The sequence below is a fragment of the Geobacter grbiciae genome (assembly GCF_018531165.1).
In the GTDB taxonomy this organism is placed as follows: Bacteria; Desulfobacterota; Desulfuromonadia; order Geobacterales; family Geobacteraceae; genus Geobacter; species Geobacter metallireducens.
Map to the genome: position 1 here is coordinate 72,583 of NZ_JAHDIW010000004.1, position 22,116 is coordinate 94,698.

22 protein-coding genes are annotated in these 22,116 nt (G+C 61.4%); 15 read left to right on the forward strand and 7 right to left on the reverse strand.

Going from position 1 to position 22,116, the window contains the following annotated elements:
• Nucleotides 1–166 precede the first annotated feature (166 nt).
• Nucleotides 167–553: a hypothetical protein gene (locus tag KJB29_RS07605; protein WP_215734084.1), complete on the forward strand. Its 387-nt coding sequence runs from the start codon at nt 167–169 to the stop codon at nt 551–553.
• A 90-nt stretch (nt 554–643) separates the two neighbouring features.
• Complete coding sequence (locus KJB29_RS07610) at nt 644–1,492, forward strand: SagB/ThcOx family dehydrogenase (RefSeq protein WP_215734085.1); 849 nt, start codon at nt 644–646, stop codon at nt 1,490–1,492.
• A 77-nt stretch (nt 1,493–1,569) separates the two neighbouring features.
• Here KJB29_RS07610 and KJB29_RS07615 read toward each other — a convergent pair whose 3' ends face one another.
• From KJB29_RS07615 to KJB29_RS07625, 3 genes are all read right to left on the reverse strand, one after another.
• Complete coding sequence (locus KJB29_RS07615) at nt 1,570–2,853, reverse strand: O-acetylhomoserine aminocarboxypropyltransferase/cysteine synthase family protein (protein WP_215734086.1); 1,284 nt, start codon at nt 2,851–2,853, stop codon at nt 1,570–1,572.
• 267 nt (nt 2,854–3,120) lie between these two features.
• The gene (locus tag KJB29_RS07620; RefSeq protein WP_214184886.1) at nt 3,121–3,384 is read right to left on the reverse strand and encodes a hypothetical protein; all 264 of its coding nucleotides are present in this window, start codon (nt 3,382–3,384) and stop codon (nt 3,121–3,123) included.
• A gap of 62 nt (nt 3,385–3,446) precedes the next feature.
• Nucleotides 3,447–5,084 (reverse strand): methyl-accepting chemotaxis protein, encoded by a 1,638-nt coding sequence (locus KJB29_RS07625; protein WP_215734087.1) that lies wholly within the window; start codon nt 5,082–5,084, stop codon nt 3,447–3,449.
• Nucleotides 5,085–5,374: 290 nt separating this feature from the next.
• Here KJB29_RS07625 and pgsA point away from each other — a divergent pair, with 290 nt between their 5' ends.
• Nucleotides 5,375–5,923, forward strand: coding sequence for a CDP-diacylglycerol--glycerol-3-phosphate 3-phosphatidyltransferase (gene pgsA / locus KJB29_RS07630; protein ID WP_343213546.1), 549 nt, complete (start codon nt 5,375–5,377; stop codon nt 5,921–5,923).
• A 132-nt stretch (nt 5,924–6,055) separates the two neighbouring features.
• Nucleotides 6,056–6,928 carry an SDR family oxidoreductase gene (locus KJB29_RS07635; RefSeq protein WP_215734089.1) on the forward strand — a complete coding sequence of 291 codons (873 nt, stop codon included), beginning with the start codon at nt 6,056–6,058 and terminating at the stop codon, nt 6,926–6,928.
• Nucleotides 6,929–6,952: 24 nt separating this feature from the next.
• Here KJB29_RS07635 and KJB29_RS07640 read toward each other — a convergent pair whose 3' ends face one another.
• A complete protein-coding gene (locus KJB29_RS07640; RefSeq protein WP_215734090.1) occupies nt 6,953–7,276 on the reverse strand; it encodes a hypothetical protein in 324 nt (107 codons plus the stop codon).
• 278 nt (nt 7,277–7,554) lie between these two features.
• Between KJB29_RS07640 and KJB29_RS07645 the strand changes: the two genes are divergently transcribed.
• From KJB29_RS07645 to KJB29_RS07695, 11 genes are all read left to right on the forward strand, one after another.
• Entirely contained in the window at nt 7,555–8,472 is a 918-nt protein-coding gene (locus tag KJB29_RS07645) for a cytochrome c3 family protein (RefSeq protein ID WP_215734091.1), read from the forward strand.
• Between the two features lie 95 nt (nt 8,473–8,567).
• Nucleotides 8,568–9,854, forward strand: a complete 1,287-nt coding sequence (locus KJB29_RS07650) for a hypothetical protein (protein ID WP_215734092.1) — start codon at nt 8,568–8,570, stop codon at nt 9,852–9,854.
• A gap of 24 nt (nt 9,855–9,878) precedes the next feature.
• A complete protein-coding gene (locus tag KJB29_RS07655) occupies nt 9,879–10,349 on the forward strand; it encodes a cytochrome C (protein ID WP_215734093.1) in 471 nt (156 codons plus the stop codon).
• 12 nt (nt 10,350–10,361) lie between these two features.
• Nucleotides 10,362–11,120, forward strand: a complete 759-nt coding sequence (locus KJB29_RS07660) for a hypothetical protein (RefSeq protein WP_215734094.1) — start codon at nt 10,362–10,364, stop codon at nt 11,118–11,120.
• Nucleotides 11,121–11,182: 62 nt separating this feature from the next.
• Nucleotides 11,183–11,896: a DUF4388 domain-containing protein gene (locus tag KJB29_RS07665; RefSeq protein ID WP_215734095.1), complete on the forward strand. Its 714-nt coding sequence runs from the start codon at nt 11,183–11,185 to the stop codon at nt 11,894–11,896.
• A gap of 27 nt (nt 11,897–11,923) precedes the next feature.
• Nucleotides 11,924–12,598 (forward strand): roadblock/LC7 domain-containing protein, encoded by a 675-nt coding sequence (locus KJB29_RS07670; RefSeq protein ID WP_215734096.1) that lies wholly within the window; start codon nt 11,924–11,926, stop codon nt 12,596–12,598.
• 435 nt (nt 12,599–13,033) lie between these two features.
• Nucleotides 13,034–14,878, forward strand: coding sequence for a coiled-coil domain-containing protein (locus KJB29_RS07675; RefSeq protein ID WP_343213547.1), 1,845 nt, complete (start codon nt 13,034–13,036; stop codon nt 14,876–14,878).
• A 108-nt stretch (nt 14,879–14,986) separates the two neighbouring features.
• A complete protein-coding gene (locus tag KJB29_RS07680) occupies nt 14,987–15,973 on the forward strand; it encodes an NAD(P)H-quinone oxidoreductase (RefSeq protein ID WP_215734098.1) in 987 nt (328 codons plus the stop codon).
• A 61-nt stretch (nt 15,974–16,034) separates the two neighbouring features.
• On the forward strand, nt 16,035–17,888 hold the full coding sequence (locus tag KJB29_RS07685; protein WP_215734099.1) for an alpha-amylase family glycosyl hydrolase: 1,854 nt from the start codon (nt 16,035–16,037) through the stop codon (nt 17,886–17,888).
• 94 nt (nt 17,889–17,982) lie between these two features.
• On the forward strand, nt 17,983–18,393 hold the full coding sequence (locus KJB29_RS07690) for a bacteriohemerythrin (protein WP_215734100.1): 411 nt from the start codon (nt 17,983–17,985) through the stop codon (nt 18,391–18,393).
• 56 nt (nt 18,394–18,449) lie between these two features.
• Entirely contained in the window at nt 18,450–18,788 is a 339-nt protein-coding gene (locus KJB29_RS07695; protein ID WP_215734101.1) for a hypothetical protein, read from the forward strand.
• A 93-nt stretch (nt 18,789–18,881) separates the two neighbouring features.
• Here the strand turns inward: KJB29_RS07695 and KJB29_RS07700 are convergent, their stop codons facing one another.
• The 3 genes from KJB29_RS07700 to KJB29_RS07710 are packed head-to-tail and all read right to left on the reverse strand — an operon-like array spanning nt 18,882 to nt 22,104.
• Complete coding sequence (locus KJB29_RS07700; RefSeq protein WP_215734102.1) at nt 18,882–19,472, reverse strand: nucleotidyltransferase family protein; 591 nt, start codon at nt 19,470–19,472, stop codon at nt 18,882–18,884.
• The gene (locus tag KJB29_RS07705; protein ID WP_215734103.1) at nt 19,469–21,643 is read right to left on the reverse strand and encodes a xanthine dehydrogenase family protein molybdopterin-binding subunit; all 2,175 of its coding nucleotides are present in this window, start codon (nt 21,641–21,643) and stop codon (nt 19,469–19,471) included. Before KJB29_RS07705 ends, KJB29_RS07700 begins: the two co-directional genes overlap by 4 nt.
• Entirely contained in the window at nt 21,640–22,104 is a 465-nt protein-coding gene (locus KJB29_RS07710; RefSeq protein WP_004512982.1) for a (2Fe-2S)-binding protein, read from the reverse strand. Before KJB29_RS07710 ends, KJB29_RS07705 begins: the two co-directional genes overlap by 4 nt.
• Between the last annotated feature and the right edge of the window lie 12 nt (nt 22,105–22,116).

Genomic DNA, 22,116 nt, shown 5'->3' on the forward strand with positions numbered 1-22,116 from the left:
TGAGAGCAACGGATGGAGCGAACTGATAACTAAAAACACTCGAAACCGGCACGGTAACGTGGTATTAAAGTGGGGTCGCCAACAGGGCGATTCCCTTGTTTTGACGGTCTTTACAGGGATATATGGGAACAATTCCCAATTTCAGACAAGGAAGGAGAAGCAGAACGTGTCCAAGAAACCGGAAGTAATCTTCAAGTACATCTTCACCTACGACTATAACCCGGTCTACGTGAACGGCGCCCACGGCGGCGTCTCTCCCCGGGGCGACCTGGTGGTGAATTTCTACCTGGAGCGTCCGCCGCTTCCCAACGAGATCACCCACGAGGTGAACCCCAACGGCACCATCGGCGCCGAGACCGGCGTGGAGCCCGAGGATTTCGCCCAGAGCCTCGTGCGCTTCGTTCCCACCGGCGTGGTCCTCAACTACCAGACCGCCCGCGAACTCCACCACTGGCTCGGCGAGAAAGTCCGGGAGCTGGAGACCCTGGAGGAGCACAAGGCAGCCATGCGCGCCGCGGCCCAGCAGCCCGGCGGTGAGGGCGTGCAGCACTAAGTCTGGAATGATGAGGGGGAGGGGTGATTGTGCCGCCTCCCCTTTTTTTGCCCCGGCATGCCGGGAAACTCTGCCGGAAGGAGAACCGAGATGACGAACGTTTCACGGATGGTGGCGGGAGGAGCCCTCTGTCTATTCCTGGCGATTCCGCTGGCGACCTTTGCCGACGGAGCGAAGGTGACGCAGTTGGAGCCTCCCCGTAAGGAGGGAGGTGTGCCCCTCATGGATGCCCTGCGGGAGCGCAAGAGCGTGCGGGAGTTCAGTGGAGAAGCTCTTTCTCCACGCCAACTTTCGGACCTCCTCTGGGCCGCCTTCGGCATCAATCGCCCTGAAAAGGGTGGGCGCACAGCTCCCTCTGCCATGAATCGGCAGGAGATCGACGTTTACGTGGCCGCCGCCGATGGCCTCTATCTCTACGACGCCCGGGGGCACCGGCTGATCCAGGAGGGGGCCAGGGATATCAGGGCGCTGACCGGTCGGCAGCCCTTTGTGGCAGAAGCCCCGGTAAATCTCATCTACGTGGCCGATTATGGCCAGATGGGAGAGGCCCCCTTGGAGGAGAAGGCCTTTTATGCAGCCGCCGATGCCGGCGCCATCAGCCAGAACGTCTATCTTTTCTGCGCCTCCGAGGGGCTTGCCACCGTGGTGCGGGCATCCTTTGATCCCCCGGCCCTGGCAAAGGCCATGGGGCTGCGCAACGAGCAGCGGATCGTCCTTGCCCAGTCGGTGGGGGTGCCGAAGGTGAAGGCAGGCGTTACGAAACCCTCGAAGCATCTCACCCCTCCGGAGCAGATATGGTCGACTCCTGCCCGGCTCGCAGACCCTCCCACATCGGGAGCTCCTGAGGATGCGGTGACGTTGCCGAAAAAGGCGTCCGAGCATCCGCGCAATCCCCTCGGCCAGCCGAAGCTGACGATCGAGAAGCCCACGGAATACTGATCTCCAGTTGTTTGCAGCAAAAAAAGCCTGTCGGATATCCGGCAGGCTTTTCTGCGTCTGGATGGAAAAATAGTCGGTTATTTCTGGCTCGCCGCCAGGGCCTGGTCCACGTCGGCGATGATGTCGTCAATGTGCTCGATGCCGACGGAGAGGCGGATCAGGTCCGGCGTGACACCGGAGGCGGTCTGCTGCTCTGCGGTCAGCTGGCGGTGGGTGGTGCTGGCCGGGTGGAGGACGCAGCTGCGGGCGTCCCCCACGTGGACCACGAGGGCAACCAGTCGGCATGCCTCCATGAATTTCTTGCCGGCCTCGGCCCCCCCCTTGATGCCGAAGGTGAGAACGCCGCTGCATCCTCGCGGCAGGTATTTTTGCGCCCGATCATGGCTTGCGTGGCTCGTGAGCCCCGGGTACTTGACCCAGCTGACCGACGGGTGGCTTTCCAGGAACTGGGCCAGGGCCAGGGCGTTGTCGCTGTGGCGCTGCATGCGCAGCGGCAGGGTCTGGAGGCCGTTGGTGAAGAGGAACGAGTTGAAGGGGCTCGGGACCGCGCCCAAGTCACGCATGAGCTGGACCCGGGCCTTGATGATGTAGGCCTGATTGCCGAAGGCCTTCACGTACTGGAGGCCGTGGTAGGAGGAGTCGGGCTCGGTCAGCTCGGGGAAACGGCCGTTGCCCCAGTCGAAGTTCCCCCCGTCCACGATGACGCCGCCGACGCTGGTGGCGAGGCCGTCGATGTATTTCGTGGCCGAGTGGACCACCACGTTGGCCCCGTGCTCGAAGGGGCGGCAGAGGCAGGGGGTGGCGAAGGTGCTGTCGATGATGAGCGGCACACCCTTCTCTTTGGCGATAGCGGAAAATTTATCGAAATCGAGGACGTTCAGGCCGGGATTGCCGATGGTCTCGGCGAAGAGGGCCTTGGTGTTGGGGCGGAAGGCGGCGAGGATCTCGTCGGCCGGGGCCTCCGGGTCCACGAAGGTCACTTCGATCCCCATCTTGGGGAGGGTGCAGGCGAAGAGATTGTAGGTGCCGCCGTAGAGGGTGCTGGCGGTCACGAAGTGCTGGCCCGCCTGGCAGATGTTGAAGATGGAAAGGGTCGTGGCCGCCTGGCCGGCGGAGGTGGCCAGGGCGCCGACTCCCCCCTCCATCATAGCCAGCTTCTGCTCGAAGGCGTCGGTGGTGGGGTTGCCCAGACGGGTATAGAAAAAGCCGGGCTCTTCCAGGTCGAAGAGCTTCGTCACGTGGTCGGCGTTGTCGTACTTGAAGGTGGTGCTCTGGCAGATGGTGACGACGCGGGGGTCGCCCGCCTTGGGGGTGTATCCCCCCTGGATGGCCTGGGTCTCGATCTTCCACGAACTGCTCATGGCGGTCTCCTTTCAACGGGTAATGAGGCCGCGATGATAGCAGAGAAATCCTCCACGGGAAACCCGGAATTAATCCGAATACAACAGTTGAAGCCATTCTCCGTTCGCTTCAAGGGCCTGTTTCTATGGCTCCAGGGCTCACTTCGCGCAGTCGATCAACTCACCCTGCGGGTTCAGACAGGATCGACTGCTGATGCTCCGTTTCGCCCGGTGCCATCACGAAACATGCCCAAGGCGCTCTCTTCTGACGGCTCCAACCGCCGGACTTTAATGCAGCTCCATCTCCCGCGCCACCTGGCCCAGCATCCGCCGGATGGTCCGCTCGTCCACGAAGCTGAAGAGATCCCCCTTGCCGAAATCCACCGCAGTCCAGTCGCGCCAGCTCCGGATGGTGACCGGCACCTCGCTGACCCCGTTCCCCAGGAGGCCGTGGAGGATGTGCTCCTGACCGCCGGCCCGGCGGGGATGCTCCGTTTTGCGGAGATCGAAGTAAACGGCCTGGTCGAACTGGTCTGTTGTGAGATAGATCATGACGCACCTCCCGGTTGTGTGATGATGACAGTAAACCCGAGAGGTGCGACATAATACGTCGTTTATACCTTGAACTGCCCCACGAGCCCCTGTAGTTCCGTTGCCAGGTCTGTCAGCCTGCTTGCCGCCGTGGCGGATTCCTGGGCGCCGCGGGCCGTGGCTTCCACCACCGTCGTGATCTGTTGGATGTTGTTGGTGATTTCGGCAGTGGTGGCGGTCTGCTCTTCCGCTGCCGTGGCGATCTGGCTCACCTGGCCGGTTACGCCGTTGATCCTGTCGAGAATCTCCCGCAGGGCATCGCCCGACTTGGCCGCTTCAGCGGTGCCGCTGGCCACCTCCTTGACCCCTTCTTCCATGGAAGAGACCGCCCGCCCTGTTTCCTGCTGGATACCCTTGATCATCTCGCCGATCTCCCGGGTCGCCTTCGTGGTCCGTTCGGCCAGGGCACGTACTTCGTCGGCGACAACGGCAAATCCTCGTCCCTGTTCTCCGGCCCTGGCTGCCTCGATGGCCGCGTTCAGGGCCAGCAGGTTTGTCTGGTCGGCTATGTCCTGAATAGTGCCGATGATCTCACCGATCTGGTTTCCGCGGGCTCCCAGCCCTTCAACGGTGTGGGCTGCCTCCTGCACCCGCTCGGCAATGCGGTTCATCACTGCAACGGTCTGCTCAACCACTTGGCTGCCGCCGGATGCGGAACCGCTTGCCTCCCGCGATCCTTCCGCCGCCAGCATGCAGTTGTTGGCGATCTCATTGGATGTTGCCGCCATCTCCTCGCTGGCGGTGGCAACCGTTCCGGCCTGGGCCGCCACTTCCTCGGCGCCGGTGGCCATCTGCTCGGAAGAAGAGTAGACTTGGCCGGCTGCCGCAGCCACTTGGGCCGTGTTATCCGCCACCCTGGCAATGGTCTTCTGGAGCTTCTCGACAAAGAGGTTGAAGGAGCGACCCAGGCGACCCAGTTCATCGTCGGAGCGGACCTCTATCCGTCTGGTCAGGTCGCCTTCCCCCTGGGCAATGTCGTCCATCATGGTGTTCATCGCCCGAAGCGGTTTTGTGATACCGCGGGTGATGACCAGGGTTATCACCACGGCGAGCACCAGGGCAACGATCAGGCAGATGACGATTGTCGTGACTGATCTGTGCCCGATGGCATCGACTTCCTTGGCCTTTTTGTCACTCATCTCGTAAGCCGCCCGGTTTCCTTCTGTCGATAGTTTTTCAATGGCGTGGGCAGCCTCCTTAACCGGTTTCATTGTCTCGTTTGCCTGCTGGGTGCTGGTAATGGCGCCGGATTTTATCTGCTCCAGGATCTGCCCGAAGTCGGCGAGATATTGTTTGTAGTTTTCCTGTATCCCGGCGAACTGGCTCTTTTCCTTGTCGTCCAGCTTCAGTTTGCCCAACTTGGCAAGCCAGTCATCAAGACGCTCCTTTTTTTCGGCCCATTTTTTCACGTATTCCGCAACCTTCTCGGGATTGTTTATGTTGATGAACACGTCCTTTTCATACATCCTCATGTAGAGAATATTGGCCCGGATCCGGGAGAAGTATTCACCGACCTTGACCTCCTGGGAAAGAATTTCACTACTGGCTTTGTCGATCTTCTCCACTCCCAGAAATCCCGCGCCCCCGGTAATCACCAGCAGCAGCACCACAAGTCCGAACCCCAGACTGAGCCGCGTTCCGATCTTTATGCTTCCCAACATGTCATCCTCCTTGCCTGTTGTTCTTGCGCACAGTTAGTTCCTTGGAATTACGAGGAAAAAGTTCAGTTTCCAGTAGTATTTATCGGTAAAAGATTGCGGGGCTTGAGAAAATTTTACAGTCATTTAATGCTGGTTATAGAGGAATAATAAGGGCGCGAAGGGGCGAGAGTAGACGGATGATGTTTCTTTGGGTATCATAAGAACAACGTTTTAAGGCCTGAAAGTGTAACAAAATACCATCAATGGGCACTGTATCAGTCAATGGATCCGAAGGACGAGGTGCCACCACCGTGAACGGCATTGTGACCATACCCAACGCGTTGACGGCGCTCCGGATAGTCCTGGTCCCCGCTCTCATCACGTTTCTTCTGGACGGCAACTTCCGGGCGGCCCTGACGGTTTTCCTCGTGGCAGGCGTGAGCGATGCCCTCGACGGTTTCATCGCCCGGCGCTTTAACCAGCAAAGCCGCCTCGGTTCGTTCCTCGATCCGCTGGCCGACAAGCTCCTGGTGGTTACCTCGGCCCTTGTTCTCGCGGCCATCGGGCGGCTGCCATGGTGGCTCGCTCTGGTCATTGTCGGCCGTGACCTGGTAATTGTTGCCGGCGCAGTTGCCTATTACGGCCGCACGGGAACCCTGGAGATGGACCCCAGCATTGCCAGCAAGGCCAATACCTTTGTGCAGATATCCCTGATCCTGGCGGTGCTCGCCCATGGGGCGGGGATGGAATTCCTTGGAGTTGTGCTGAAGCCGCTCTTTGTTCTTGCGCTCGCGATGGCACTGGTTTCGGGGGGAGACTACATGGTGGTGTGGGGACGTCGGGCCTTCAGGAAAAACTGAGCGATTGGGGAGAACAGCCAGCCGTGAGTAGTATTGACATGATTCCTCCTCAGGTGGTATTAGAGCTGATTCGCTAATGAGCGGCGGTTATGGGGTGCCGGTGTCGTGACACCGGGGATGGGAGACGCAAACGTGGCGCAGGTGTTCATCGTCGGGTGCGGCGATATCGGAAAACGGGTGGCACGGCTTGCCATGGATAAGGGAGTTGCGGTGACAGCCCTTGTCCGTTCGGAGGAAAGCGCCGCCAAACTGCATGAACTTGGCATCGAAACGGTGGAAGGGCACCTTGACGACCCCGAATCCCTTGCGGGCCTCCCCCTCCGGGGGGCGACCGTGTTCTACTTTGCCCCTCCGCCGGGTGGAGGGATAACCGAGCCGAGGGTTCGGGCCTTCTGCGCAGCCGTCAGGCCGGGCGACGAGCCGGCAAAGGTGGTTTACCTCAGCACCAGCGGCGTCTATGGCGACTGCGGCGACATGATCGTGACCGAAGATACGCCTGCCAATCCCCAGACGGCACGGGCCAAGCGCCGCTACGACGCCGAAACGGTCTTTCGCGCCTGGGGCAAGGAGCGAGGCGTTCCGATCGTCGTGCTTCGGGTCACGGGCATCTACGGGCCGGGGCGGCTCCCGCTCCAGCAGCTAACGAGTGGCCAGCCGGTTCTCTTCGAGAGTGAGGCCTCCTATACCAATCGGATCCATTCCGAGGATCTGGCCCGGGTCTGCATGGCTGCTGCCGAGAAGGGCGAGGACGGCGACATATTCAATGTGAGTGACGGCAACCCGGGCACCATGACCGAGTACTTCAACGCCTGCGCCGATGCCCTCGATTTTCCGCGCCCCCGGCAGGTGACCATGGAGGAGGCGAAGAAAGTCATGACACCCCTCATGCTTTCCTATGTTACGGAGTCGCGGCGGATGGACAACGCGAAAATGGCGGGTAAACTAGGGGTTAAACTTCTGTACCCGACCCTTCAGGATGGTCTGAAGGCAAGCGTTGCCAAATAGTCAGGGAGTGCGGCAGCAAAGGGGTTATTGCAGATAGCGTTCCGATGACATCACCTTGGAGATGAGGAGTAACTGCCTGAGGTGGGGTGAACTGTTGCCCCTGCGGATAACCTCCCGAACCGACAACAGATCATTGATCAGGGTTTTTCCCTTTCTGACAAGTCGACGCGCCCTGTGGTTCCGCCGGGCGTAGGGAGCAAGGAGATCCAGGGCCTCGGCGATTTTCAGGCCGGCGATGACCTGATCCTTGAAGCTCTTGAACTGTCCCGTTTCCAGATGGTTGCGGAGAGCTTCTATCTCGCTTTCAAAATAGCCGAGGACGCGGGTATGGAGGGTGTCGATCGCCATAGTGTATACCATCGCAGGATATGGGCTGAAATCGCAAAACATTGAGCAAATGCGTAGTTGATATACTCTTCGGCAGTCCGTTATTTTTCTTTAGGGCATAAAAGAGGATAGCGTGTTGATACTGCGTCGGTTTCTCCGGTTTGCCATGGGGGGAATCCCCGGTTTTCGGTTGACATGACGGCTAGTTAAGGGGTATTAATACGCGCTAATTCACGGTGTTGGGTATGCTGAGAAGGTGCAAGAGGGGTTCTTGATCTCTCGGAAAGGGACTGTATCCGATGAAACAGGGAGTGAACAGGTTCGGTAGATTGCTGGTGAGTGTGGCGTTGTTGGGGTGGGCCACAGCCAGTGCCGGTTTCGCATTTGCCGCCGAGCAGACCTCCGGCGCGACTGAGATGGGAAAACGGTCGTCGTCGCCGGTGGCAACGGTCCAGATCCAGAAGCAGCCCGAGCTTTATGCCGTCGAGCCCCCTCCACTCACCGTTACCCAGTGCGGCCAATGCCACCCCGGCGTGTTTCAGGACATCAAGAAGGACGGCGGACGCCACGCCTTCACCTGTCAGAACTGCCACAAGAGCTTCCACAGCTACAGTCCCCGGAAGAACAACTGGGACCAGATCATGCCCAAATGTTCCGATTGCCACTCGCCGGCAACGGTGGCCCATGCGCAGGTCTTCACCCAGTGTGCCGAGTGCCATTCAAATCCCCACTCGATAAAGGTCATGCCCATGAGCCAGAAACTTCTGGCCTCCTGTGCCACCTGCCATGCCGGACCGCCGACGGACCTGAAGCAGTTCCCGAGCAAGCATACCAAGCTTTCCTGCGCCGACTGCCACACCCGTCACGGCCTCATACCATCTTGCAACATGTGCCATAAGCCCCACTACGAGGGGCAGGATTTCAAGACCTGCGCGAGCGAATGCCATCCGGTTCACAAGCCGAAGGAAATTTCCTACAAGAAGGACGTTGGAACCCGTACCTGCGGAGCCTGCCACGAGGGTGTCTATGCCACCTGGACCAAGACTCCGAGCCGCCACGGCAAGGTCAGCTGCGCCCTCTGCCACACCAAGCACGGCTTCATCCCGCAGTGCACCGACTGCCACGGACTGCCCCACAGCAAGCAGCTCCACGAGCGGTTCCCGAAGTGCCTCACCTGCCACCAGGATGCGCACAACCCGCCGGTGCGGCAACGCTGACAGTGAATGCTGGGAGGTTCTACCCTCAGTGAGGAGGGAAGAACCTCCCGTAAATGGTTTTCTTTGATGTTATCATTTTTCCAAGGAGGGGATGCGTGAAGCTTTACCAAGGCTTTACCTTAGGGGTGACGGTCCTGGCCGCGGCGCTGCTCACGGCGCCGCCATCGGGCTCGGCCGCCGATCTCGGCATCACCTCCGACACCATCGTCCGTCTCTACGAACGGGACGACAGCGGAGGGCGGCAACGGTCCCTCCTGCCGGTCTACGAGTTCCTCCGCTTCGACTATACCGTTCCCAAAACGCCTGGGCTCTCGTTCCACGCCTACGGGTGGGGGCGGGCGAACCTCCGGGACGACTTTGGCAATGCCGACGGCACTACCGACGGTGAACTCCTCTATGCCTATCTGGATTATCTGGATCCGAAGAACCGTGATTACCAGGTTCGCCTCGGGCGCCAGTACATCTTCGAGGGGGTGATGAGGGAGAGCATCGACGGCGTCTACGTCAAGACCGACCTGGTGCCGACCGTGACCGCCTCGGCCTACGCCGGCTTCCCCGTAAATCTGCAGGATGTCAAGGGGGTGGGGGGCGACTGGATCTACGGCGCCCGGGTCGCCCAGGGGATTCCCGGCCGCTACGACGTGGCCTTGGCCTACAAGCACACGGGAAATGACGGCTCTACCGATGAGCAACTCCTAGGGGCCGACGCCACCTTGCTCCTTCCCGCCAACATTACCCTGCTCGGGCATACCACCTGGAATCTCGTCACCGGCGGCTTGGGAGAGCAGTCCTACGAGTTGCGGTTCCCCTTCAAAGCCTTCGAGCTTCGCCCCTTCTACCAGCACTACCGGTACGAGGATTTCATCAACCGGAGATCCGGCGGTTCCGCTCCCTTCCGGTACATGTCACAATTCGGGGAGAAGGTGGACATTGCGGGGACCGAGGCCTTCTGGTACCCGGCGGAAAACATCGAGTTCGGCGCCCGCTACAAGCATTACGAGTATGACAAGCGTTACGGTTCCGCCGACATGTACACGGTTCTGGCCGCTGTCAGGCGCAAGATCTTCTCCGAGGTGGGGGTGGAGTTCGGCCGGATTGAGGGTGACATTGCCCAGAACCGGTACTATCTCGGGAGGGCCTATGCATATTGGGATGTGGCGCCTGCCTTCGTCACGGCTGACGTGGTCTATGTGAACTACGACGACGGCAATGTCTGGAGCATGTACCGCAAGGACAGCGCCTTCTTCGCCTCGGTCGGCGGGGGAAGCAAGTTCCTCGGCAAGGCCCTCACCGTGAAGCTATCCCTCGACTACAGTCAGGACCCCTACTTCGACAAGGATTACCGTGGCACACTGGCCGCCTCCTATGCCTTTGGCAAGTGACGGCCATAGATGGAGCACCTACCCATGAAAAAAGGCATGATTCTAACCCTCTTGGCGACAGGGCTGATGCTTGCGCTGTTGGCGGCGTGTGCTTCGACCCCGGCCTATCGGTTGCCGGCCAAACACCCCACCATCTATGAGCTGGGCGACCGCCGCGAGTTCTGCACCAAGTGCCACGGCTACAAGAAAACCCCAGTGGATTTCGAGCGGTACAACCATACCCCGCTCTTCACCGAGTCCCATCGTCTCGTGGCCTACCAGGACCAGCGGATCTGCGCCCTCTGCCATGAGCAGAGCTTCTGTAACGACTGTCACGTGACCCACACGGAACTGAGACCCTCGCTCAAGAACCAGACGGAGAACTACCGGCGGATGCAGCACCGGGGCGAATATCTCTCCCGCCACCGCATTGACGGCCGTCTCGACCCCACCTCGTGCTACCGTTGCCACGGCAATCCCCAGTCGTCCCAGACGTGCCGGCCGTGTCACGGTTAGAAGGTAGCTGAAATGATGAGTATGCAAGCCAAGCTGAAGCTAACGGTCGGGACTCTCCTGTGTGCCGCGGTACTGGCGGGATGTGGCGGTGGGCTCAATGCGTCGAATCCGGACGCGCCGTCGTCGGCCAACGCCCATGAATGCACCTGGGTCACAACGCACCCCAGGAAGATCATCGAGATGGTAACCTTTCGGGTAATTTCGTCGGCTACGCAGGCCACCTTCAACGCCACCTACGGCGAAGACGAACTGATCCAGTGCCGCGTCTGCCACGGAAGCAGCTTTCTCGGGGCCGGAGGGGGAGCCGCGGGGCCGGCGTGCCTTGACTGCCACATAGCAGACCCTGTCAGATATCCTGCGGGATGCTATTCGTGCCACGGGGGGGTTATTGTCGATCCCCGGTTTCCCGACCAAGTGTCGTCCGGTCCCTATGAGAAATTCTATGCCCGGTACTCAACAACACCGCAGTTTTCCCAGTACTCGGCGGCGCGCCAGGCTTTCATCGACCGGGTCAAGTCCGGCTCGATCCATAACCGGTTGAGCCTCACCCTTCCCCGGAATCACGATGCCCTGGCGTACGTCTTCGCCGACGCGAATCCACAGGATACCTGTGTGTATTGCCATAATCAGGAAGCGAACGCCAATATCCATCACTCAGAGGCAATCACGAACCGCTTTTCCTGCGGTTTCTGTCATTTCAGATTTATTGCGGGCGAATTCCAATTTGTAATCATACGGGATTGCAAGGTATGTCATGTACAGCCCATTTGAATGCCAGGGCATGGAATGTGCTTGTCAAGAGGTGTTAATAATCTGCCAATGAGGGTAGCGCCATGATGGCCAAGTCATCACGACCGGAAAAACAGAGCGGCTTTGAAGGATCGATCGCCGGTCTTCCGCTGACCGACGTCATCCAGCTCAAGGGCCATAACCGCTTTACCGGCGCCATTTCAGTGGAGTACCGGCAGCGGCAGGGGATGATTTTTTTCCGCGACGGCGAGATCATCCACGCGGAGCAGGAGGGCGTGGTCGGCGAGCAGGCCCTGTACGAGATTCTCCGCTGGCCCGGAGGACGCTTCGCCGTTCAGCCGAAGGTGACCACTACCGGTCGGTCCATCCAGCAGAGCATCGCGTATCTCCTCCTTGAGGCACACCGTATTTTTGATGAGGAAAATGCGGGGCTGCGGCCGAAGGGAGCGGGGGAAGGGACTGCCCAGCGGAGGATGAGCGTTATCGCGGAACGGTTGCTTCAAATCGCCGGAGTTGGGTATGCGGTGCTTTTCAGGAAGGACGGCACGCCGGTCGACGACGAAGGCGCTGAGGCCAAGGCCCTTGCCGAAAAAGGGAGTGAGCTGTCGCGCCTCGGCAACAGACTCGGCGATCTGCTGGGCCTCGGCGGGGTGAAATCCGCTGCCGTTCAGGCAAAGGGGGAGCAGCAACTCCTCTTTGAGGCGAAAAATCACTACATCTCCATTGCGGTGAATAAAGAGACTTCCCTTGCTCAGGTGGAATCGGATATCCGCGCCACTTTCGGGAACAGGAAATAGCGGGCTGGGACAGGGTACGAGATTCGGATGGACGAAGTTCTTCAACAACTCAATGCTGTTCCGGGAGTGATCGGAAGCCTCGTCTGCGGGAGTGATGGCGATCCCATTGCCTGTGCGTTTCCTCCCCTGTTCGACTCAACCATTATCGAGGGGGTTGCGGCCGCCGTAACAGATCCAGCAAGCGGTGTCCAGAACACCACTGGTCAGGCCGAACTCCTTGATTTCCGCTATGGCGACGGAAGGGTTATCGTCAAACCCCTGCAGGATGCCTTTGTACTGCTGCTCTGTACCAAAAAGGTCAACCTCGGGGTGCTCGCCATTTCCCTCAACGTGGCAAAGACAAAGCTGGAATCGCACCTTGTTGCTCGGGGGGGGCGGCAGAAACCCGCTGCAGCTGCTCCCGATCTCTTGGAGCTTGCGGTATGTCATCTCGCTGACGGGACAAAGGGGAGTTCCTTCGAACAGTTCGGCATGGCAGCCCTTACGCCTGCCACTGCCCGGCAGGTTTCTTCCTTCTACAAGAGGGAGACCTTCAAGAAGCTGAAGATCACCAACAGGGTGAACGGAATTTCCGATATTTTCCCTGTAATGATCGTTAACGAGAGCGATTCTTCCTACGACGGTAAAATTATCCTCTGCAAGTCCATCGAGAAGAAGCTGGAAGCCCTCCAGGGCGATGGTCTCCTCGTCGAAATTCCGTAACGCGCGTCCCTGGACGGTTCTTCTCTCCCGGTTCATCCCTTCCCCGCAGCCTGTTATAATCCCCACCCTCTCCATCTCCGGAGTTTGCCATGGCGGGAAAATCGGGTAGAGTGTAGTCGGTGGGTCCTTCCCAAGGTCGCGACCCCTCCTGCGCCTTCCGCAGCCAAAATGTCACCAACTTCACCAACTTCCCAGAGGTCTGTCATGTTTGTCCATGATTTGTCGCTGTCTTTCGTTGAGGCTGAGGAGGCCGATGTCGTCGCCGTCCACCGTTCATTGGGGTCGGCCTCCGCAGCCCCCGAAGGGATATCCCCCCGCCCGTGCAATGCATATGTTTGTGCCATTCAACGCGAAGGGCTGACCCGTGTCTACGTAGTCCTTGAACACGCTGACCGGAGGGGCCGCTGGGTTTTTGCCTCGCCCAAGAGTATCCCGGTGGGTGAGGCATATCTCCCACTCTTCAAGGAGGGACTGGCCTTCGCAACGTCGCTCGGGTTCACCATGCAGGAGGTCAATCTCAGCTATGGCAAGGCGATGCGGGAAGTGGTCATCCGCGATATCCCGGTCCTTCGCCGCCCATCCGCCACGGGACCGGCGAGCGCCGATGGGGCAAAGGATGCTCCTGGCGATGCAAAGAGAGAGGCGGCTCCGAAGGAGAACAAGGAGGAGCCCCCCCCTGCGGAGAATAAGCGGGAAGAGAAACCTTCGCCCAAGGACGAGAGCGAAGCAACGGCTTTGGCAGAGCGCCTTGCCGCCGAAAAGGCCGCAGCGGAACGGGAGTCGCGGGAGCGCTTTGCGGAGCTCAAGGCCCGCGTCGATAGTCTGCTTGCAGAGCGGAAGGAACAGGACGCCGCCATGGCGGCCCAGGAAGCGGCCCTGCAGGGTGAAATTGCGCGATTGACCGCGGAGAAGGAGGAGGCCGGCCAGGAGCACGCCCAGGCAACAGCTTCCCTCCGGAGCACGGTGGAACGCCTCAAGGGAGAGTTGGAGGCCTTGGGGAAGGGTGGATCGTCGGCTGCCGCTTCCCTGCGGGATGAGATTGCCTGGCTGAAGGCCGAGAAGGACAAGGCCAGCGAGGAAACCGCCCGGGAGGAAGAGCGGTTACGCGCGGAAGTGGATAAACTTGCCGCAGCGCGGGATAAGGGGGCAAGCACAGCGGCCAAGCGGATTGAATCCCTCACGACGCGGCTGGCCGACCTTGCCACGGAACAGGCAACTGCCGCCAAGGGGAATGCGGCCAGGATCAAGGAGCTTGAAGCCGAGGCGGAGCGGCTGACGGCCGAGATTGCCTCTGCCGAAAAGAAGGCCGCGGCGGACATTGCCGCTTTGGAGGCGGTGATCGAGAAACGGGCGGCGGAGAAGGAGGCGGCCCGTAAGCTGGCAGTCGACCGGCTCGTTCGGCTGGCCGCCGAGGTCGAGGTTCTGGTGGCCGAGCGGGAGGCCGTCGAGCAGGTTATCTCCCGGAAGGGGGGCGGCGAGATGGCGGGAGCCCTGGCCCGGGCCGAGGCCGAAGCGGCAACCCTCAGGAGGGAAATCGAACGGCTGGCGGCGGAGAAGACCCTTGCTACGCAGGCGAGCACCGCGCGGGTTTCGACTCTTCAGGCTGAGGTCACGCGGCTTGCCTCCCAGGGAGAGCCCCCGGCTCCGGCGCGCCGTGGCCACGGGGAGCAGATCAAGCATGAGCCCGAGAAGCCGGAGCCGGTTGTTGCCGCGACAGGAGGGGCCGCAGCGGCTTCGGAGGCGTCAACGTCGGTCGATTGGGACGATGAAGTGGCCGCTGCCGTGGGAGAGGTCCTTGCGGAAGGGCAAACCGATCCCTTCAGCTTCATGGGGGAAGGGGAGGAGTTCGTTTCGTTCGGCGCCACCGGTGGAGGAGGGGACTCCGGGGCGGGTGTGGGGTTCAGTCTCGACAAAGGGCTGGAGACGATCGAGTACGACGGCCCGGCGGATGTCATCGAGGCCCACAACTCCCTCAACGTGGTCAACATCACCCCGGCGGGGCACACTCCCCAGCCCTGCGGCGCCTATATCGTTGCCCTCAAAAAAGGAGAGCGTTTTCGAGTCCACGTGGCCTGGAGCCTTACCACGGACCACTCCACCCTTGTCTACTCTCCCGAAAAGCAGCCGACGGACGCCAACGAGTGCTCCAAGGTGGTGCGGGACGCCCTGGCCTTTGTGGAAACCGTCGGTTTCATGATGGACGCGGTCCGGCTGAACCCTGATCCGGACAAGCGCGGACGGGCCCTGGCGAAGATTCCCGTTCTTCGCCTGAAGCGGTAGCCGGGCATTATGACCGCTCTCCGGATTTCCTGTTTACACAATCCCGCCACTTCGCTAGAGTTGCCGGATTGATTTTGTCAGCTATCCAATGCAAGGAGGAAAAGTCGTATGAAAGCAGTTCTGCTCAATGGTTTCGGCGGTCTCGATGTGCTCACGGTGGGAGAGGTTGAGAGGCCGAAACCGGGGGAGGGGCAGGTTCTTGTGAAAGTGGTGGCAACGTCCATCAACCGACCTGACCTCGTCCAGCGGGAAGGGAAGTATCCCCCCCCGCCGGGTGATTCGGAGATCCTGGGGTTGGAGGTTTCCGGCACCGTTGAAGAGTTGGGCCCCGGCGTGACCGGCTGGCAGGTGGGGGATCGGGTCATGACGCTTGTGGGGGGCGGCGCCTACGCCGAGTATGCCGTGGCCTACGCCAGTCACCTGATGCGGATCCCCGAATCCATGGGCTTCGAGGAGGCGGCCTGCGTCTGCGAATCGTACATCACGGCGTTTCTCAACGTTTTCATGATCGGCGGCCTCAAGGACAACAATACCGTCATCCTCCACGGCGGCGGCGGCGGGGTAAATACCGCCGGTCTTCAACTCTGCAAGGCCCTGGTTCCCAATACGAAGATCATCGTCACCTCCCATCCGAGCAAGATGGCGCGGGTGAAGGAACTGGGCGCCGACCTGGTCATCGACTTCACCCAGACCCCCGATTTCTCGGAGGCGGTGAAGGAGTTCACCAACAAGAAGGGGGCCGATGTGATCCTCGACCATGTGGGGGCCAAGTACCTGGCGCCCAACATGAACTCCCTGGCCTATGCCGGCCGCCTCGTCATCATCGGGGTCATCAGCGGCATCAAGGCGGAGCTGAACCTGGCCCTCATGATGGTGAAGCGGCAGCAGATCATCGGCTCCGTGCTCCGCTCCCGCCCCGTGAAGGACAAGGGAGAGATCGTTGCCGAGTTCACCAGGACGGCGCTGCCGAAATTCGCCGACCGGACCATCGTCCCCATCATCGAGAAGGTGTTCACCATCGACCAGGTGGTGGAAGCCCATCGGATGATGGAAGAAGACAAGCACTTCGGGAAGATCGTGTTGAAGATCTCGTAGGGGACACCACAAGAGAGGGGCGCGGAAAACGGCGCCCCTTTCCTTTTGGGGAGGCAACGCCATGACGGCACCGCAATCGAGCACGGAACTGGATCTCAAGAACCTCACGAATCGCACGTTTCACCCTTCGCCCGTGGCCTGGGAGGACCAGGTGCTCTACTTTCTCCTGCTCGACCGCTTTTCCGACGGGAAGGAGATCGGATACCGCGACAACCGGGGGAGGCGGGTCACGAAGGGGGAAACGCCCCTTTACCAGCCAGACGACGCGGGGAATGCCATCCGCACCGAGCCCGAGGCTGCCGTCTGGCGCGAGTCGGGGAACAACTGGTGCGGCGGAACCCTTAAGGGGCTAGCCAGCAAGATGGGGTATCTCAAGCGCATGGGAGTGACCGCCGTCTGGGTCAGCCCCCTCTTCAAGCAGTGCTCCTTCGTCCCCACCTACCACGGCTACGGCATCCAGAACTTCCTCGAGGTGGACCCCCATTTCGGCACCACCGACGACCTGCGGGAACTGGTCCATGTTGCCCATGCCAACGGCATCTACGTCATACTCGACATCATCCTGAACCACGCCGGCAACATCTTTGCCTACGACCGGGGCTATACCCCCTATGACGGCTCCACCGTCTACCCGGTGACGGGGTTTCGCTCCGCCGACGGCACGCCGAACCTCCCCTTCGGCCCCATCGATACCAAGGCCAACCCCGATGCCTGGCCCGATGGCGCGGTCTGGCCCCGGGAGCTTCAGGCGGCCAACGCCTATACCCGCATGGGCCACATCCGGGATTGGGACAGCTACCACGAATACCTGGACGGTGACTTCTTCGACCTGAAGGACATCCATCTGGGTGAGGGCGAGGTTGATGCTTTCCGTCCGTCGCCGGCGCTCCTGGCCCTCTGCGAGGTTTACAAGTACTGGATCGCCCTCTCCGATGTGGACGGATACCGCATCGACACGGTGAAGCACATGGGTGCCGGGGCCACCCGGTTTTTCGCCTCGGTGATCCACGAGTTCGCCCAGGCCATCGGAAAAGAGAACTTCTACCTCATCGGCGAGATCACCGGTGGCCGGGACAACGCCTTCAAGACCCTTGATACTACTGGCCTCAACGCTGCCCTCGGTGTAGACGACATTCCGCTGCGCCTTGAGGACCTGGTGAAAGGGAGGACGAATCCTGCTGACTACTTCAACCTCTTCCGCAACTCCCTCCTGGTGCGGAAGGAATCCCACGTCTGGTTCCGGGACAAGGTGGTGACGGTCATCGACGACCACGACCAGGTCTGTCGGGGGGCCAAGAAGGAGCGTTTCTGCGCCGGCGATCCCAAGTGGCACCGGCTCGTGCTGAACGCCCTGGCCCTGAACACGACGACCCTCGGCATCCCCTGCGTCTACTACGGCACCGAGCAGGCCTTTGACGGCGAGGGGGGGGATGACCGGTATCTGCGCGAGTGCATGTTCGGCGGTCCTTTCGGCGCGTTCAGAACCCGGGGCGTCAACTTTTTTGACGAGGAAAACCCGGTCTACCGCGAGTTCGCGAAGATTCTCGCCCTGCGCCGGGAGAAGCTCCCCCTGCGGCGCGGGCGCCAGTATCTGCGGGAGATCTCGGGGGACGGGGTCACTTTCGGGCTTCCCTATGTCATCGGGGGCGAGATTCGCTCGGTGGTCCCCTGGTCCCGCATCTTTGACACCGAAGAGATGGTTCTTGCCATCAACACCGATGCCGACTCCCCCCGCACCGCCTGGGTGCTGGTTGACGGGAGCCTCCACCGGGAGGGTGACCGCTTCGCCTACCGCTACTCCACCGATCCGGGGCAGGTACGCGGAACAACCGCTGTCCAGCGGATCAACGATGCCGTTCAGGCGATACAGGTGACGGTTCCCGCAGCCGGTTTCGTGATGCTCGAACAGCGATGACATCTGCTGATGTCGTGGCGGCGAAGGAGGTGTCGTCATGGCCCATACTTTGCTGTGTGAACCAAGTTCTACATTTCAATTCAGGGAGAGCGGCATGTGGACCGATGATCTGGCAGTGGGGATCGATGACATTGACAGCCAGCACAAGGCGCTGTTCGAGCAACTGGATAAGCTTCTGGACGCATGCGTGGCCGGGGGGGAGCGGGAAGAGGTGGTGACCATGCTCTGCTTCCTCGATCAGTACGTGGTGGCCCATTTTTCCGCCGAGGAGAAGCTGCAGCAAGAGTACGGCTATCCCGGCTACGAGAAACACCGGGCCGAGCACGAAGAATTCATGCGGCGAATCAACCGTTTTGTGGAAGAGGTGGCCGCCGCGGCCCCGACTCGGGACTTCGTTCTCAGGGTGAACCAGACGCTCATTGACTGGCTCAAGTTCCATATTCTCGCTGTGGACAAGGAAATGAGCGAATTTCTTCTCAAGAAAATGCGTTGCAATCCGATATAGTTAACCGGGGGAAGCATCAGCTTTCCAGTCAATCAACCGTAACGGTGGGGGAAGGTATGCCAGAATTTTCAGATGTACCGCGGGATATGGACGTGTTGGACTCGATCCTGTCCAAAGAAACCAAAAACGGCTTCCTCGTCGACGTGCGCCTCGTGAAACGGCCGCGCCAGTACGAGGCGGCACTGTTCCTGAACGGCAAATACAAGCCGGGACCGCCGGTGCCGCGTCCCCTGGACAACCCCACGACCGATGCCTCCCACTGGATGGGGGTGAGGCCCAGCGTCGGGTTCAGCCCGGAGGAGGCCGATGCCATCACCGACGAGGTTATGTCCCAGAACAGGCTTCGCCGCCTGACGTTCACCGACCGATGGGGGCGGGAATACGACTACGACTGACGTTCTCCCGATGTCGCACGACAAAAAGCGGGATTCCGGCGCACTACGCTGCCGGGTCCCGCTTTTTTGTTGCCCGCAAACGACCCCACTAGCTCACCCCGGCGGGTTGAGCCGCTCCGCCACCGCCAGGTAGTCCTCCCACACATCCATGTCCATGACCACCCCCTCGTCGGTCACCGGCACTAGGCGAACCTTGTCGCGGTGCCGTCCGATGACATCGCGCAGGGTGGCCACCTGACCGATCTCCTGGAGGATGGCGGCGGGGAAGAGGGTCGGGTGACCCTTCGCACCGTCGTGGAGCGGAATGAGGATGGCGTCCGGCTCCTCTCCGTGGCGGTTCACGAGGGCCCGTACCGTGTCGGGTCTGACCAGGGGATGGTCGGCCAAGGCCACGAGAACTCCCGTCGGACCCGATGTCAGCCGGGCAAGGCCCGTTCTGGCCGAGTCGGCCATGTCACAGGAGTCTGATTCATTAACGGCCACCACGACGGGGTAGCGGGAAACGGCCGCGGCAACCTCGTCTCCACCGGGGCTGACCACGACGATGATCTCCTGCAAGCCGACGGCGGTGAGGGTGTCGAGACAATGGGCCACGGCGGGGCGGTCGGCAAGCTGCAGGAGTTGCTTGCAGAGTCCCATCCGTTGCGACTTGCCGGCAGCCAGAAGGATTGCGGCGACGTTCATGCCTTGCCCGTTGCAGCCAGAACCCGTTCCGGCGTCATCGGCAGGGTCCGCAGGCGGGCCCCGGTGAGGGCGAACAGGGCGTTAGCCACGGCAGGAGCCACTGGCGGGACTCCCGGCTCGCCGATCCCTCCCGGCTTCTCCCCGTTCCGGACAATGTGGGTCTCCACCCGGGGCATCTCGTTCATCCGGATGATGGGGTAGTCATGGTAGTTGGACTGCTCCACCCGGCCGTTCTTGAAGGTGATGGCTCCGTGAAGGGCCGCCGAGAGGCCGAAGGCGATCCCCGACTCCATCTGCGCTTCGATGATGCCGGGATTCACGAACCGGCCGCAATCCACGGCGCAGACGACCCGGTGCACCCGGATTTCTCCTTTTGCACCGACCGATACCTCTGCCACCTGGGCCACGATACTTCCGAAGGACTCATGGACGGCGATTCCCCGTCCCCGCCCCTCGGGCAGCGCCTTTCCCCACCCAGCCTTTTCCGCAGCCAGGTCCATGGCTCCCACGAGCCGCGGATGCTTCTCCAGGAGCTGCCGGCGGTACTGATAGGGATCCTTCCCCGCCAGGTGGGCAAGTTCGTCGATGAAGCTCTCCTTCACGAAGGCGGTGGCCGAATGCCCCACCGACCGCCACCAGAGGACCGGCACTCCGGCCGGCGCCATGTGGTAGTCGCAGAGGAAGTTTGGCACCGCGTAGGGTGAATCGGCGGCCCCCTCCACGGAGGTGTCGTCGACGCCGTTTTTCACCATCCCCTTCTCGAAGGGGGTGCCGATGGCGATGGACTGGCAGACGATCCGGTGTTTCCAGGCAACGGGCATTCCGGCGGCGTCAAGTCCGGCGGAGAGCTCGTTATGGAAAGTGGGGCGGTACCAGCCGCCGTGGATGTCGTCGTCCCGGGTCCAGACCACCTTCACCGGCTTGCCCATGGCCTTGGATGCCTGCACCGCTTCCCGCACGAAGTGGGAGTCGGGGACTGCCCGCCTCCCGAACCCGCCCCCCAGGAACATGGTGCGGAGGGTTATCTTATCGGGGGGAAAGCCAGTGATCTTTGCCGCCGCGTTCCGGTCCCCGGTCTGCATCTGGGTGCCTGCCCAGATGTCGCAGTGGCCGGGCTCCACCCTCGCCACGCAGTTCAGGGGCTCCAGAGGGGCGTGGGCAAGGTAGGGAAGGTCGTAGACCGCGTCGATCCGCTTTACTGCTTGCTTCAGCGCGGCGTCCGGGTCTCCCCGGCGGGCAGCCACGGCTCCGGGGAGTTTTGCCATCTCCGCGTACTCATCCCGCTGGAGGCCGCTGTCGAGGCCTGCCAGGGGCCCTTCGTTCCATTCGATTTCCAGGGCCTCACGTCCCTTGACGGCAGCCGGGAAACTATCGGCAATGACCGCCACCCCTGCATCGATGGGGATCACCCTCTTCACTCCCGGCACCTTTTCCGCCTTGTCATGGTGAATCTTCATGGCCTTGGCGCCGAAGACCGGCGGCCGCGCCACCACGGCGGTGAGCATGCCGGGTATGGCGACATCGAGGCCGAAGAGTGCGGTGCCGTCCACTTTGGCAGGAGTGTCGAGCCGTTTGACCGGCCGGCCGATGACGCTGTAATCCTTGGGTGACTTCAGCTGCACCTCCGCCGGGGGCTTCAGCCGGGCGGCCCGTTCAGCCAGTTTCCCGTAGGAGAGGCGCCTGCCGCTGGCATGATGGAGGACAAATCCCTTTTCGGCCCGACACTGACCAGGCTTCACCTTCCATGTTTCGGCGGCGGCAGCCACGAGCATCATCCGGGCCGTTGCCCCCGCTCTTGCGAGACGGTCCCATTCGGACCGCACGCTCGTGCTGCCACCGGTCGCCTGGATCCCCCACTCGGCGTGGTTGTAGGGCGGGGTCACCGGCGCCGCCTCAACCCGGATGGTGGCCGGATCCACCTCCAGTTCCTCGGCAACGATCATGGGAAGCGCGGTATAGACCCCCTGGCCCATCTCCGACTTGTTGACGATCACCGTCACCGAATCGTCGGTGCCGATCCGGATGAAGGCGTTGGGAGCGAAGGTCTCGCGGGGGGGCTCCATGCCGGCGGCGGTTCCTCCCGGCAGGTGGACCCCTATGATCAGCCCGCCCCCCAGAACGATGCCTGCCTTCAGAAAATCGCGACGGCTCACGATGACGATTCCGCTCATGACGCACCCCCTTTCGCCGGCGTGCCGGCGGCCCGGTGGATTGCCCGGCGGATGCGCTGGTAGGTGCCGCATCGGCAGAGGATTCCCTCCATGGCCTCGTCAATGGCGGCATCGTCGGGCTTGGGGTTGGTTGCCAGAAGGGCGGTGGCAGCCATGATCTGTCCCGGCTGGCACCAGCCGCACTGGGGGACATCATCGGCGATCCACGCCTGCTTCACCGGGTGAGACTCGGGAATCCCCTCGATGGTGGTTACCTCCTTGCCGGCCACGGCCGACACGGGGGTGACGCAGGAGCGGATCGCCCGTCCCTCCACGTGGACGGTACAGGCGCCGCAGAGGGACATGCCGCAGCCGAATTTGGTTCCCGTGAGGCCGATCACCTCCCGGATCACCCAGAGAAGTGGCGTGTCGGGGGGAACGTCCACCTGGTGCCGCGTGCCGTTGACAGTCAGAGCTATCATGCGTTTTCCCTC

Excerpts from the sequence above, each read along its gene's own strand:
- KJB29_RS07610 (WP_215734085.1), top strand. The coding sequence starts at position 644 with ATGACGAACGTTTCACGGATGGTGGCGGGAGGAGCCCTCTGTCTATTC.
- KJB29_RS07615 (WP_215734086.1), bottom strand. The coding sequence starts at position 2,853 with ATGAGCAGTTCGTGGAAGATCGAGACCCAGGCCATCCAGGGGGGATAC.
- KJB29_RS07620 (WP_214184886.1), bottom strand. The coding sequence starts at position 3,384 with ATGATCTATCTCACAACAGACCAGTTCGACCAGGCCGTTTACTTCGAT.
- KJB29_RS07625 (WP_215734087.1), bottom strand. The coding sequence starts at position 5,084 with ATGTTGGGAAGCATAAAGATCGGAACGCGGCTCAGTCTGGGGTTCGGA.
- KJB29_RS07640 (WP_215734090.1), bottom strand. The coding sequence starts at position 7,276 with ATGGCGATCGACACCCTCCATACCCGCGTCCTCGGCTATTTTGAAAGC.
- KJB29_RS07645 (WP_215734091.1), top strand. The coding sequence starts at position 7,555 with ATGAAACAGGGAGTGAACAGGTTCGGTAGATTGCTGGTGAGTGTGGCG.
- KJB29_RS07655 (WP_215734093.1), top strand. The coding sequence starts at position 9,879 with ATGAAAAAAGGCATGATTCTAACCCTCTTGGCGACAGGGCTGATGCTT.
- KJB29_RS07660 (WP_215734094.1), top strand. The coding sequence starts at position 10,362 with ATGATGAGTATGCAAGCCAAGCTGAAGCTAACGGTCGGGACTCTCCTG.
- KJB29_RS07665 (WP_215734095.1), top strand. The coding sequence starts at position 11,183 with ATGATGGCCAAGTCATCACGACCGGAAAAACAGAGCGGCTTTGAAGGA.
- KJB29_RS07670 (WP_215734096.1), top strand. The coding sequence starts at position 11,924 with ATGGACGAAGTTCTTCAACAACTCAATGCTGTTCCGGGAGTGATCGGA.
- KJB29_RS07680 (WP_215734098.1), top strand. The coding sequence starts at position 14,987 with ATGAAAGCAGTTCTGCTCAATGGTTTCGGCGGTCTCGATGTGCTCACG.
- KJB29_RS07685 (WP_215734099.1), top strand. The coding sequence starts at position 16,035 with ATGACGGCACCGCAATCGAGCACGGAACTGGATCTCAAGAACCTCACG.
- KJB29_RS07690 (WP_215734100.1), top strand. The coding sequence starts at position 17,983 with ATGTGGACCGATGATCTGGCAGTGGGGATCGATGACATTGACAGCCAG.
- KJB29_RS07695 (WP_215734101.1), top strand. The coding sequence starts at position 18,450 with ATGCCAGAATTTTCAGATGTACCGCGGGATATGGACGTGTTGGACTCG.
- KJB29_RS07700 (WP_215734102.1), bottom strand. The coding sequence starts at position 19,472 with ATGAACGTCGCCGCAATCCTTCTGGCTGCCGGCAAGTCGCAACGGATG.
- KJB29_RS07705 (WP_215734103.1), bottom strand. The coding sequence starts at position 21,643 with ATGAGCGGAATCGTCATCGTGAGCCGTCGCGATTTTCTGAAGGCAGGC.
- KJB29_RS07710 (WP_004512982.1), bottom strand. The coding sequence starts at position 22,104 with ATGATAGCTCTGACTGTCAACGGCACGCGGCACCAGGTGGACGTTCCC.